The sequence below is a fragment of the Frederiksenia canicola genome (assembly GCF_011455495.1).
In the GTDB taxonomy this organism is placed as follows: domain Bacteria; phylum Pseudomonadota; class Gammaproteobacteria; order Enterobacterales; family Pasteurellaceae; genus Frederiksenia; species Frederiksenia canicola.
The window spans coordinates 183,338-195,241 of record NZ_CP015029.1 but is presented as its reverse complement, the minus strand read 5'-3'; the positions used below and the strand labels follow the sequence as shown (position 1 = coordinate 195,241).

Genomic DNA, 11,904 nt, shown 5'->3' with positions numbered 1-11,904 from the left:
ATAATTTTAATTTAGGTGTGGGAAAGCTGGTTTGACTTCTCGGCGAATTTTGCCAAAGTAGTTGAAATTTCAGCGAATTTCTTTACACTGTTCAACTCTCGCACTTAGGCGAATCACAATAGGAAACAAAAAATGAGCATTGAAGAACGCGTAAAAAAAATCATCGTTGATCAACTCGGCGCTAAAGCAGAAGATGTGAAACCTGAAGCTTCTTTCATCGAAGATTTAGGTGCAGACTCTCTTGACACTGTTGAGCTAGTGATGGCTTTAGAAGAAGAATTCGATATCGAAATTCCTGATGAAGAAGCTGAAAAAATTACTACTGTTCAATCTGCGATTGATTACGTTCAAAGCAATTCATAAGATGTTGAATCTGAAAAAGCGACCTTTGGTCGCTTTTTTATTGCCCGTGAGTTGAGTGGGCGAAATTATTTCGCCCTAATCAAATGTTATTTTGTGAGTAAATCCAACGCTTCTTGGTATTTTGCTACGGTTTTTTCAATCACATCGGTAGGCACTTTCGGGGCGGGGGCTTGTTTGTTCCAGCCGCTGTTTTCGAGCCAGTCTCGCACGAATTGTTTGTCAAATGACGGTGGATTAGTGCCTTCTTGGTAGGTGTCGACTGACCAAAAACGGCTTGAGTCTGGTGTTAAAACTTCATCCATTAACGTGAGTACGCCGTTTTCATCTAAACCAAACTCAAATTTGGTGTCGCAAATAATAATGCCTTTGGTCAAGGCATAGTCTGCCGCTTCGGTATAAAGGGCAAGTGCAGCCTCTTTCACTTGCTTGGCAAGATCTGAACCAATTTGGCGTTCACATTCTTCATAGCTGATGTTGATGTCGTGGTCGCCCACTTCTGCTTTGCTGGATGGTGTAAAAATCGGTGCTGGCAACTTACTTGCCTCAACTAAACCTTCAGGCAATGGTAAGCCACAAATGGTACCTGTTTTTTGGTAATCCTTCAGCCCGCTGCCCGTTAAATAACCTCGCACAATCGATTCAATTTTAACGGGTGTTAAACGCTTGCACACTACTGCACGATATTGAATGGCTTCAGCCTCTTCTTTCGGCAAGACATCAAAAACTGAGTCCCCGGTGAAGTGATTTGGCATAATGTGAGCGAGTTTATTGAACCAGAAATTGGAAATTTGTGTCAAAATTTCACCTTTGCGTGGAATCGGATCATCTAAAATCACATCAAACGCAGATAAACGGTCCGTTGCCACCATCAACATACGTTTGTCGTCAATTTCATAAAGATCACGCACTTTTCCGGAATAGATTTTTTTAAGACTGATTTGCATAATACACCCTGTATCAAAAGAAAACGGGCGAATTATAGCAAACTACGCAAACGTTTGCGATTTTTTCCAAGAAAGCACTTGAAAGCGGAAAATTTTTAGCGTATCTTCTACGCCATTCACTTTGGAGAATAAAAAATGTTAGCTATTCGTCGCCATCATCACCATCATTTACCTGAATAATCTTTCGGGCATCTGATGTGCTTGGAAGATTGAGCTTCTGAGTATGCGAATGAGTGATTACCCAATTTATAGCCCTCGGAAGCCTTGCTTTCGGGGGCTTTTCTTTATGCAAATACAACAGGGACAATACAATGAATGATAAAAAACGCTTACGCATTGCGATGCAAAAATCAGGCAGATTAAGCCAAGAGTCTCAAGCTTTACTCAAACAGTGTGGTGTAAAAATTAACCTTCAAGAACAACGTCTTATTGCTTATGCCGAAAATATGCCTATTGATATTTTACGGGTGCGTGATGACGATATCCCAGGGTTAGTGTTTGATGGCGTAGTTGATCTCGGCATTGTGGGGGAAAACGTGTTGGAAGAAGAGGAGCTGGCACGCCAAGCTAGTGGTGAACAAGTGGCTTACAAAATGCTTCGCCGTTTAGATTTTGGCGGCTGTCGCTTGTCGATTGCGGTACCACAGGATGAAAATTACAACAACATCAAAGAATTACAAAATGCTCGCATTGCTACCTCCTATCCGAATTTGCTCAAGCGTTATATGCAGCAACAAGGCGTCAATTTTAAAACCTGTTCACTTACTGGGTCAGTCGAAGTGGCTCCCCGTGCAGGGCTAGCCGATGCAATTTGCGACTTGGTTTCATCGGGTGCAACCTTGGAAGCCAATGGGTTGAAAGAGGTGGAAATCATTTATCGCTCAAAATCCTGCTTAATTCAGCGTGCCATGCCACTTGAAATGGAAAAACAAGCTCTTGTGGACAAACTCCTCACCCGCATTCAAGGCGTGCAGCAAGCAGCAGAATCGAAATACATAATGCTCCATGCACCAAAAGAAAAGTTAGCAGAGATCACCGCACTGTTACCCGGTGTGGAAAACCCGACTATCTTACCTCTTGCCCATGATAATTCAAAAGTGGCGATGCACGTGGTGAGCCAAGAAAATCTGTTTTGGGAAACGATGGAACAGCTTAAGGCGGTTGGTGCAAGCTCGATTTTAGTGTTGCCAATCGAAAAAATGATGGAGTAGTTCATGGCATTTACGGAAACAGAACAACAATCTTTACTTGCTCAAAAAGGCATTGGTCCGACTATTTTAATGCGTCTTGCGGAAATGGGGCTAGATGATGTGAAACGGTTAGCCAATACGAGTCCTGAATTTATTTTACAACTTGGTTCAGAGATCACTGGCTCAACCTGCTGGCGGAACAGTCCGCAGGCTCGAAAAGCGATAGAAACGGCCGTTAATTGGGCAAAATCGCAGTGTAATCTATAGCATTTGCAAAAAATGCTTCGGAACTGACCGCTTGTATATTGTGCAAGTGAATTTGATTTTTAAGGTGAGATAACAATGATGCAAACACTTATTTGGAACAATCTAAATGCCGTTGAAAAACAAGCTGCACTGGCTCGTCCAGCCCAAATGGTGGGCGAGCAAATCACGGCTGCCGTGGACGAAATTCGAACGCATGTGCTCACTCATGGCGACAACGCTCTATTTGAATTGGCGGAGCGATTTGACAACATCAAACTCGACAGCCTTGTGGTTTCGGCTGCGGAAATTGCCGCAGCAAGCGGTCGGATCCCGCCCGAATTATGCAACGCTATTCAAACGGCAAAAGCGAATATTGAGCGTTTTCACCAAGCACAGCGTCATCAAGACGTCGATATCGAAACGCAAGCAGGCGTGCGTTGCCAAGTCCTCACTCGTCCGATTGAGAAGGTTGGGCTGTATATCCCCGGTGGCTCAGCCCCGTTGTTTTCAACGGTGTTAATGCTTGCGGTGCCGGCTAAAATCGCAGGTTGCAAACATATTGTGCTGTGTTCTCCGCCACCGATTGCGGATGAAATTTTGTACGCAGCCAATTTATGTGGGGTACAAACCATTTATGCTATAGGCGGTGCCCAAGCGATTTTTGCAATGGCAAATGGCACTGAAAGTGTGCAAAAAGTGGATAAAATTTTCGGACCGGGCAACGCTTTTGTTACTGAAGCTAAACGCCAAGTGATGATGAACGGCACTGCCATTGATATGCCTGCAGGCCCTTCCGAAGTGTTGGTGATTGCCGATGAATTTGCTGATCCAGATTTTGTCGCCAGCGATTTACTTTCTCAAGCAGAACATGGAGCGGACAGCCAAGTCATTTTAGTGACCGACAGTGTAGACTTAGCGAAACAGACAGAACTTGCTATTGAACGCCAACTTGCAAAACTTTCTCGTAAAGTGACCGCTTGTAAAGCCCTTGAGCACAGCCGAATTTTGATTTCGGAAGACTTACAACAGTCTGCTCAAATCAGTAATGCCTACGCCCCTGAACATTTGGTTGTCCAAATAGAAAATGCCCGCAATTTATTGCCGTTTCTCGATAACGCAGGCTCCATTTTTCTTGGGGCTTATTCACCAGAAAGTATGGGCGATTACGCCAGCGGCACCAATCACGTTCTGCCGACCTACGGCTACACACGCACCCATTCGAGCCTTGGTTTAGCGGATTTCAGCAAACGAATGACGGTGCAAGAGCTGACGCCACAAGGTTTTAAGCATCTTGCTCAAACCGTCATGTGCATGGCACAGGCAGAGCAGTTAGACGCTCACAAACAAGCGGTGGCAATTCGTTTAGCAAAATTGGAACAGGAGTAATTATGTCAATCACCTCGCTTTCTCGTCAAAATATCCAAGCCTTAACCCCCTATCAATCGGCTCGCCGTTTAGGGGGCAAAGGCGATATTTGGCTCAATGCGAACGAATATCCCGTCTCGCCCGAGTTTGATCTCACCAACCGCACGTTTAACCGCTATCCTGAGCCACAACCGCAGGCGGTGATCGAAGGCTACGCCAACTACGCCGGTGTTTTACCTGAAAATGTGTTAGTTAGCCGTGGCGGTGATGAAAGCATTGAGCTGATTATTCGCGCATTTTGTGAAGCGGAAGACACTGTACTTTACTGCCCACCAACCTATGGTATGTATGCGGTGAGTAGCCAAACCTGCGGTATTGCTTTGAAAACCGTGCCATTAACTGCCGATTTTCAGCTGAATCTGCCTGAAATTGAACGCTGTCTTGACGGTGTTAAAGTCGTGTTTGTGTGCAGCCCAAATAACCCAACAGGCACGCTGGTCAAGCGGTCAGATCTGCTCAAACTTTTGCAAATCACCGCAGGCAAAGCCATTGTCGTAATGGATGAAGCTTATATTGAATTTTGCCCGCAAGCGACGATGGCAAATGAATTGCCACATTATCCACATCTGGCAATTATCCGTACACTTTCCAAAGCTTTTGCCTTGGCAGGACTACGTTGCGGCTTTACATTAGCCAACAAAGAGCTAATCAACGTGCTACAAAAAGTGATAGCTCCTTATCCTTTGCCTGTCCCTGTTGCCGATATTGCGGCTCAAGCCCTTTCTCCACAAGGCATTCTCGCCATGCAACAGCGAGTGGCAGAGACATTAACCAACCGCCAAGAATTGCAAAAAAATCTCGAAAACCTACCGCTTGTAGAGCAAGTTTTTGAAAGCCACGGCAATTATTTATTGGTGAAATTCAAAGACGGGCAAAAAGTGTTTAAAACCCTTTGGGATCAAGGCATCATTTTACGCGATCAACACAAGGCGTTGAGGTTAGAAAATTGCATTCGTATCACTATTGGTACTGCGGAAGAAAACCAGCGTGTGATTGAGGCTTTACAACACATTCAACAAATATAAGGAAAGACTATGCAACCAACCCTTTTTATCGACCGTGACGGCACATTAATTGACGAACCCAAAACCGATTTTCAAATCGACAGCTTAGAAAAGCTACAATTTGAGCCAAACGTTATCCCAGCACTCTTGAAACTCAAGCCCTATTACCGTTTTGTGATGGTGAGCAATCAAGATGGCTTAGGGACCGATTCTTTCCCACAGGAAAATTTTGATAAGCCACACAATGCGATGATGGCACTGTTTGAATCACAAGGTATCACCTTTGATGAGGTGCTGATTTGCCCGCACAAACCTGAAGATAATTGCGATTGCCGTAAGCCGAAGATCAAATTACTGCAAAAATATCTCGACAAAAAATTATTCGATCCCGAAACCAGTTTTGTGATTGGCGACCGTGCCACCGACGTGCAACTGGCGGAAAATCTTGGGATTCGCGCGTTGCAGTATGATCGTGAAAAGTTGAATTGGGATCTCATTGTTGAAAAACTTTTGCCGCAACTGACCGCTTGTCCTGACCGCCCGCCACGCTATGCCGAAGTGGTTCGCACTACCAAAGAAACGGACATTAAAGTGCAAGTTTGGCTCGATGAAACTGGTGTGAATGAAATCAAAACGGGCGTAGGCTTCTTCGATCATATGCTTGACCAAATTGCCACCCATGGTGGTTTTAGAATGAATGTTGAGTGTAAAGGCGATTTGTGGATTGACGAACATCACACCGTAGAAGACACCGCCCTTGCTCTAGGCACTGCGTTAAAACAAGCCCTTGGCGATAAGCGAGGCATTGCCCGTTTTGGCTTTGTGTTACCAATGGACGAATGTAAAGCCGAATGCACCATGGATTTATCAGGTCGCCCTTATTTTAAATTCAAAGCCAAATTCAAACGAGATAAAGTGGGCGATTTTAGCACGGAGATGACCGAGCATTTTTTCCAATCCATCGCCTACACCCTAATGGCAACCCTACACCTAAAAACCAAAGGCGAAAACGACCACCACAAAATCGAAAGCCTGTTTAAAGTGTTTGGACGGACATTGAGACAGGCGATCAGAGTGGAAGGGGCAGAGTTGCCGAGTAGTAAGGGATTATTATAATTTATATTTAGAGGTTAATAATGGATAGCAAACTGAAAATAATAGAAAATTTAATTACTGAAGGTGAAAGCTTTAATTTCAATAACTTTAGTAATACTAAATATACAAATCATGGTGTTTATGGAGGTACTGACAAACCTCAATGGGCAACATTTAAAACAAGAGTTAAAAATATAATTTCAAGTTCACTTTCACCCGATTCTTCGGCAGTAGAATTAGTTGATAAAGCTTTAACAATAAGAACTAATGGCAATGGCTCTGATGCATTTCACTTTATTCAAAACAATCTTATAGAAGCATTAAAACAACTAAAAATAGCATTAACTGAGGATGTTTATGGCGAACTTAAAAAAGAGAAGAGTACAGCGTATTCTCCTGCTTTTTCAAATAAAGTATTTATTGTCCATGGGCATGATGATGAATTAAAGCTTGATGTAGAAAGATTTATTAGTGAAATAGGATTAGAGCCTATCATATTGCATCGTCAACTTGATCAAGGAAAAACAATTATTGAAAAATTTGAAGAATACAGCGATGTAGGATTTGCCTTTGTTTTACTTACCCCTGATGAAATTGCATACCTTAAAAGTGAACAGAATAAGCTAGAAGAAGAACGTCAAACAGAATTCAGAGCTAGACCAAATGTTATTTTTGAATATGGATATTTTGTTGGGCGTTTAGGAAGAGCAAGAGTTTGTTGTTTATCGAAGGGAAATGTAGCTCTACCAAGTGATATTAGTGGGCTTATCTATAAGTCAATAAATAAAACGGTAGATGAACAAGGAATCGCAATAATTAGAGAACTAAAAGCAGCTGGATATAATATAAAAATATAAAGTAAAGAATATGCAAAAAATCACAATCATCAACACCCGCTGTGCCAACCTTTCCTCGGTCAAATTCGCCTTTGATCGTTTGGGGTATAACGCACAAATTACCGATAATATCGAGCAAATCCAATCCGCTGATAAGCTGATTTTACCTGGCGTTGGCACGGCAAAAGCGGCTATGGAAAACTTAACCGAGCTTGGTTTGATTGACACTATCCAAAACTTAACCCAGCCTGTTTTGGGCATTTGCTTAGGTATGCAATTAATGACCGACTATTCCGAAGAAGGTGATGTGGATTTGTTAAAACTGATGTCAGGGCAAACGGAGAAACTCCCCGATTGCCAGTTGCCTTTGCCTCATATGGGATGGAATAAAGTGCATTATCAAGCAGATCATCCGTTATTTGCCGATATTCCGCAAGATAGTCATTTTTATTTTGTGCATAGTTATGGGGTTTTACCTAATGCTCATACTGTTGCTACTTGTGATTATGGCGTGCCGTTTTCGGCGGTTATCGCCCACAAAAATTTCTATGGTGTGCAGTTTCACCCCGAGCGTTCGGGTAAAGTTGGGGATCAGTTGCTGAGAAATTTTGTAGAGAAGGTTTAGCCCGTTTTTTCCTAGGGTAATAAATTACCCTAGGTTAACCATAATTGTTCCCCTTTGGAGGACTTTATCTGGAGAAATAAATGAGTTACACCCGTTTGCTTTATCATGTTATTTTTCGTACAAAACATGGTGTGCCTGCGATTACAGAAAAATATGAGACTGATCTATACCGCTGTATTTGGAAATTTACTCAAGAACACAATTGTATTTTACATCGGGTCAATGGAATGCCAGATCATATTCATCTTTTTGTCGATATCCATCAAAGTATTGCCGTTGCAGAGTTTGTTAGAAAATTAAAGAAAACTACGCATTTATTTCTAGAGAATAATTCTGATAAATTCCCTCAATTTAATATGTGGTCTGTTGGTTACTGTGCGTTAACTTATAGTGAGCATGAAAAAGAGAAGATTATTAATTATATAAAGAATCAAAAAGAGCATCATAAAAACATGAATTTTTCTGAGGAAATAAAGCAGTTATTTATCGAAAATCATATTCAAATTAATGAAACTTTCTTTGATAGAAATTTATAAAAATAGTTTTACCCTAAAAGGGTAAAATTATGACTAACCTAGGGTAACTTGTTACCCTAGGTACAAAAAGGAAAACACCATGAAAACATCACAAATTATCCCAGCCCTTGACTTAATTGACGGTCAAGTCGTGCGGTTACATCAGGGCGATTATGGGCAGAAAACGGGCTATGATTTTGACCCAATTGCCCAATTTCAACACTATGCAGAGCAAGGGGCAAAGCAGTTACATTTAGTGGATTTAACCGGAGCGAAAGATCCGACTAAACGTCAAACGGAGTTGATTAAAAAAATTGTGCAGGCAACGCATTGTCTTGTGCAAGTTGGCGGTGGGGTTCGTACGGAAAAAGATGTTGCGGATTTGCTCGCTGTTGGAGTAAATCGAGTGGTTATTGGCTCAACGGCAATTAGTCAGCCTGAATTAGTGAAATCGTGGTTTGAAAAATATGGGGCAGATAAATTCGTACTGGCGTTGGATATTCGAATTATTGACGGTAAGAAGTGGATCGCCGTCAGTGGCTGGCAAGAGACAAGTGTGGTCACCTTAGAACAAGTGTTAAATGATTTTCAAACCGTTGGCTTGCAACACGTGTTATGTACCGATATTTCTAAAGATGGCACATTGCAAGGCTCCAATGTGGCGTTATACCAAGAAATTTGTGCTGCATTTCCTGATATTGCTTTCCAATCATCAGGAGGCATTGGCTCTTTGGCAGATATTGCTGCGTTAAAAGGTTCTGGGGTAGCAGGTGTGATCGTTGGGCGTGCATTATTAGAAGGTAAATTTAACGTGAAGGAGGCAATCGAATGTTGGCAAAACGGATAATTCCTTGTTTGGATGTGCGTGATGGGCAAGTGGTGAAAGGTGTGCAGTTTCGCAACCACGAAATCATCGGCGATATTGTTCCGCTAGCTCAGCGTTATGCCGAAGAAGGGGCTGACGAGTTGGTGTTCTATGATATTACCGCTTCTTCAGACGGCAGAACCATTGATAAAAGCTGGGTGGAGCGAGTGGCACAAGTGATTGATATTCCTTTTTGTGTGGCTGGCGGGATAAAAAGCGTGGAGGATGCCGAAAAATTGTTCGCTTTCGGTGCCGATAAAATTTCGATAAATTCCCCTGCCCTTGCCGATCCTGATTTAATTAATCGCCTTGCCGATCGCTTTGGCGTGCAAGCCATTGTGGTGGGGATTGATAGCTGGTTTGAAAAAGAGACGGGGAAATATTGGGTTAATCAATATACTGGCGATGAAAGCCGCACTCGCCAAACAAATTGGCAGTTACTTGATTGGGTCAAAGAGGTTCAACAACGTGGGGCGGGGGAAATCGTACTCAATATGATGAACCAAGACGGTGTGCGACAAGGTTACGATATTGCTCAATTAAAATTGGTGCGAGAAGTCTGTCACGTTCCGCTCATTGCCTCTGGTGGTGCAGGTGAAATGGTGCATTTTCGTGATGCGTTTATGAAAGCGCATGTTGATGGAGCTTTGGCGGCGAGCGTGTTCCATAAACAGATTATTGAGATTGGAGAATTGAAGGAATATCTCAAGAAGGAAAATATTGAGGTCAGAAAATAATGTGGGAAGGAATATTGTTAGACGTATTAACACAAATCAAACCACTGTTATATCTTTTTCTAGGAACAGTCTCTTTTGTTTTTATATTGAAATTTTTGACAATTTTTCTGAGAAAAAGACGGAGATACAAATATAGCCGATCTACGACGAACATAACTTATAAACCGAATAATTTAGATATTTTATCAAAAGCTGATTTTACTCAGTCCCCTTTGCTGAATAAAAGTGAGGCGTTATTATTTTCTGAGTTATCCCATTTACTTGAGTTAAAACACCAACAACAGGGTGTTAAATTATTCTCTCAAGTTTCTATGGGAGAGTTTATTCAATCAAAAAGTGTTATAGCATTTAATTTGATTAATCGTAAGAGAGTCGATTTTCTAATTGTAGATCAACAATATAATCCAGTTATTGTTATTGAATATCAAGGGAGTGGACATTATCAAAATAATGCCGTTGAACGTGATGCAATAAAGAAAGAATGTTGTAGAAAAGCCAATATTGAATATATTGAATTTAAACAAAATTATGATGAGTTGGATTTTCAACGAATTTCCAAAATTTTAAACGAAACTTATAAAAGTGAAGGAAAATAAATGTTAAACCTAATTGAAATAAACTGGCAAAAAGTCGATAACCTGCTTCCTGTGATTATCCAAAATGCAACTACTTGCGAAGTATTAATGCTTGGCTATATGAATCAGGAAGCCTTACAGAAAACCCTATCGGAAAAACGAGTGACCTTTTTTTCTCGCACCAAAAATCGTTTATGGACGAAAGGTGAAACGTCGGGCAATTTTCTGAGTGTTGTCGATATGAGCCTCGATTGTGATAACGACACCTTGCTGATTTTAGTGAATCCTATCGGCGAAACTTGTCATACCGGGGCTGAAAGCTGCTTTTACCAATTTGAGCAAAAAGAACAGCCCGACTGGATTTTCTTTAGTAAATTAGAACGTTTGATCGCTAGCCGTAAAAATGCGGATCCGGAAAGCTCTTATACCGCCCAACTTTACGCGAAAGGCACTAAACGTATTGCTCAAAAAGTGGGGGAGGAAGGGGTAGAAACTGCATTAGCGGCCACAGTGAAAGATCGTCATGAAACCATTTGTGAAGCGGCTGACTTGGCATATCATCTCACCGTATTATTGCAAGATGCTGGCTTGTCTTGGGCGGATGTCATTCGTAAATTAAAAGCACGTCATCAATAAAAAATAGCTGGCAACGCCAGCTATTTTTTTTACTTCAACAATTCTTCATTTTTCTTGTGGTTCCATTTACCCCGTTTTTTATCCATATATTGGAAATATTCGTTGGTAAATGTGCCTTGTGCACAAGTGAGTTTGTCTCGGCGACTATTCACTGTTTTGCCTTCCAAGGCTTGATTCAGTGTAGTAGGGCCTGTTAAGGAAAACACGCCACCGTTAATTCGGCGTTGTTCGATATTATCAATAATAATATCCAAGGTCTCTTTCAAAAATGAATTACTTTTTTCACTCGCAAGAAAGAAATTGGTGTATTTATCACGGCGGGTGATGACCACTTCACTGTCATTTTCTTTGATGATAGACGATAATGCCCAAACGAGATGCCCATCAATATCCATATACACTCCACCTTCTTTATACAAGGTAAAAATCCGCCAAAAATCAGCTTGAGCTGCACCGTCTGTTAGCAGACTGTAAGCGGCAAACGTGCGTTCATCTGCATTGGCTTTGATGTAACTTTCTCTCTCTTCCGTACTGACATAACGGTAGTCATAGCTTAATGAGAGCCAACGATTAAACAAGTAATTGCAATAAACAGGTAGCGTAACGTGGTTGCTGTAATTGGTTTGCCAAATGGTTCTAGTGATGCGATCTTGGCGGTTGGAGGACAATTTAGCGGGGCTAAATGTAGGAATGGTAAATCGTTTTTTAGGGAAAAGTGCGTGAAATCCATAGCTAGAAATTTTAACGATATTACCAAGTAAACGGCAAAGTCCGTTTGAGAGAGTGATTAAAGATTCATATTTTACCGCAGCCATGTTAATGCCTTATGCTTTTAATAATTCCTTGCT

General features: G+C 41.7%; 15 protein-coding genes and 1 other annotated feature. Of the genes, 13 read left to right on the top strand and 2 right to left on the bottom strand.

What is annotated here, in order from left to right; all coding sequences use genetic code 11:
- The first annotated feature begins 132 nt into the window (after window positions 1–132).
- The gene (gene acpP, locus A4G17_RS00930; protein ID WP_123956800.1) at window positions 133–363 is read left to right on the top strand and encodes an acyl carrier protein; all 231 of its coding nucleotides are present in this window, start codon (window positions 133–135) and stop codon (window positions 361–363) included.
- Window positions 364–449: 86 nt separating this feature from the next.
- Here the strand turns inward: acpP and A4G17_RS00925 are convergent, their stop codons facing one another.
- On the bottom strand, window positions 450–1,310 hold the full coding sequence (locus tag A4G17_RS00925; protein ID WP_207948568.1) for a phosphoribosylaminoimidazolesuccinocarboxamide synthase: 861 nt from the start codon (window positions 1,308–1,310) through the stop codon (window positions 450–452).
- A 152-nt stretch (window positions 1,311–1,462) separates the two neighbouring features.
- Window positions 1,463–1,593 (top strand) — a sequence feature (His leader region).
- A gap of 25 nt (window positions 1,594–1,618) precedes the next feature.
- Between A4G17_RS00925 and hisG the strand changes: the two genes are divergently transcribed.
- The 12 genes from hisG to hisIE all read left to right on the top strand — a co-directional run bounded on the left by hisG (window position 1,619) and on the right by hisIE (window position 11,056).
- On the top strand, window positions 1,619–2,518 hold the full coding sequence (hisG, locus tag A4G17_RS00920; RefSeq protein ID WP_123956798.1) for an ATP phosphoribosyltransferase: 900 nt from the start codon (window positions 1,619–1,621) through the stop codon (window positions 2,516–2,518).
- Window positions 2,519–2,521: 3 nt separating this feature from the next.
- Window positions 2,522–2,764 (top strand): recombinase RecA, encoded by a 243-nt coding sequence (locus A4G17_RS00915; protein ID WP_123956797.1) that lies wholly within the window; start codon window positions 2,522–2,524, stop codon window positions 2,762–2,764.
- Between the two features lie 78 nt (window positions 2,765–2,842).
- On the top strand, window positions 2,843–4,129 hold the full coding sequence (gene hisD / locus A4G17_RS00910) for a histidinol dehydrogenase (RefSeq protein ID WP_123957073.1): 1,287 nt from the start codon (window positions 2,843–2,845) through the stop codon (window positions 4,127–4,129).
- Window positions 4,130–4,131: 2 nt separating this feature from the next.
- Window positions 4,132–5,193 (top strand): histidinol-phosphate transaminase, encoded by a 1,062-nt coding sequence (gene hisC, locus A4G17_RS00905; RefSeq protein WP_123956796.1) that lies wholly within the window; start codon window positions 4,132–4,134, stop codon window positions 5,191–5,193.
- Between the two features lie 9 nt (window positions 5,194–5,202).
- Complete coding sequence (gene hisB / locus A4G17_RS00900; protein WP_123956795.1) at window positions 5,203–6,288, top strand: bifunctional histidinol-phosphatase/imidazoleglycerol-phosphate dehydratase HisB; 1,086 nt, start codon at window positions 5,203–5,205, stop codon at window positions 6,286–6,288.
- A 20-nt stretch (window positions 6,289–6,308) separates the two neighbouring features.
- Complete coding sequence (locus A4G17_RS00895) at window positions 6,309–7,124, top strand: TIR domain-containing protein (protein ID WP_123956794.1); 816 nt, start codon at window positions 6,309–6,311, stop codon at window positions 7,122–7,124.
- Between the two features lie 10 nt (window positions 7,125–7,134).
- Window positions 7,135–7,728: an imidazole glycerol phosphate synthase subunit HisH gene (hisH, locus tag A4G17_RS00890; RefSeq protein ID WP_123956793.1), complete on the top strand. Its 594-nt coding sequence runs from the start codon at window positions 7,135–7,137 to the stop codon at window positions 7,726–7,728.
- A gap of 80 nt (window positions 7,729–7,808) precedes the next feature.
- Complete coding sequence (gene tnpA, locus A4G17_RS00885; RefSeq protein WP_123956792.1) at window positions 7,809–8,264, top strand: IS200/IS605 family transposase; 456 nt, start codon at window positions 7,809–7,811, stop codon at window positions 8,262–8,264.
- Window positions 8,265–8,343: 79 nt separating this feature from the next.
- Window positions 8,344–9,090 carry a 1-(5-phosphoribosyl)-5-[(5-phosphoribosylamino)methylideneamino]imidazole-4-carboxamide isomerase gene (gene hisA / locus A4G17_RS00880; protein WP_123956791.1) on the top strand — a complete coding sequence of 249 codons (747 nt, stop codon included), beginning with the start codon at window positions 8,344–8,346 and terminating at the stop codon, window positions 9,088–9,090.
- A complete protein-coding gene (gene hisF / locus A4G17_RS00875) occupies window positions 9,072–9,845 on the top strand; it encodes an imidazole glycerol phosphate synthase subunit HisF (RefSeq protein ID WP_123956790.1) in 774 nt (257 codons plus the stop codon). Before hisA ends, hisF begins: the two co-directional genes overlap by 19 nt.
- Before the next feature lie 14 nt (window positions 9,846–9,859).
- Window positions 9,860–10,441, top strand: a complete 582-nt coding sequence (locus A4G17_RS00870; RefSeq protein WP_236941012.1) for a DUF2726 domain-containing protein — start codon at window positions 9,860–9,862, stop codon at window positions 10,439–10,441.
- 12 nt (window positions 10,442–10,453) lie between these two features.
- Window positions 10,454–11,056 carry a bifunctional phosphoribosyl-AMP cyclohydrolase/phosphoribosyl-ATP diphosphatase HisIE gene (hisIE, locus tag A4G17_RS00865; protein ID WP_207948567.1) on the top strand — a complete coding sequence of 201 codons (603 nt, stop codon included), beginning with the start codon at window positions 10,454–10,456 and terminating at the stop codon, window positions 11,054–11,056.
- 29 nt (window positions 11,057–11,085) lie between these two features.
- Here hisIE and A4G17_RS00860 read toward each other — a convergent pair whose 3' ends face one another.
- Entirely contained in the window at window positions 11,086–11,871 is a 786-nt protein-coding gene (locus tag A4G17_RS00860) for a glycosyltransferase family 32 protein (protein WP_123956787.1), read from the bottom strand.
- Between the last annotated feature and the right edge of the window lie 33 nt (window positions 11,872–11,904).

Coding starts and splice junctions, on each gene's coding strand:
- acpP (WP_123956800.1), top strand. CDS start 133: ATGAGCATTGAAGAACGCGTAAAAAAAATCATCGTTGATCAACTCGGC.
- hisG (WP_123956798.1), top strand. CDS start 1,619: ATGAATGATAAAAAACGCTTACGCATTGCGATGCAAAAATCAGGCAGA.
- A4G17_RS00915 (WP_123956797.1), top strand. CDS start 2,522: ATGGCATTTACGGAAACAGAACAACAATCTTTACTTGCTCAAAAAGGC.
- hisD (WP_123957073.1), top strand. CDS start 2,843: ATGCAAACACTTATTTGGAACAATCTAAATGCCGTTGAAAAACAAGCT.
- hisC (WP_123956796.1), top strand. CDS start 4,132: ATGTCAATCACCTCGCTTTCTCGTCAAAATATCCAAGCCTTAACCCCC.
- hisB (WP_123956795.1), top strand. CDS start 5,203: ATGCAACCAACCCTTTTTATCGACCGTGACGGCACATTAATTGACGAA.
- A4G17_RS00895 (WP_123956794.1), top strand. CDS start 6,309: ATGGATAGCAAACTGAAAATAATAGAAAATTTAATTACTGAAGGTGAA.
- hisH (WP_123956793.1), top strand. CDS start 7,135: ATGCAAAAAATCACAATCATCAACACCCGCTGTGCCAACCTTTCCTCG.
- tnpA (WP_123956792.1), top strand. CDS start 7,809: ATGAGTTACACCCGTTTGCTTTATCATGTTATTTTTCGTACAAAACAT.
- hisA (WP_123956791.1), top strand. CDS start 8,344: ATGAAAACATCACAAATTATCCCAGCCCTTGACTTAATTGACGGTCAA.
- hisF (WP_123956790.1), top strand. CDS start 9,072: ATGTTGGCAAAACGGATAATTCCTTGTTTGGATGTGCGTGATGGGCAA.
- A4G17_RS00860 (WP_123956787.1), bottom strand. CDS start 11,871: ATGGCTGCGGTAAAATATGAATCTTTAATCACTCTCTCAAACGGACTT.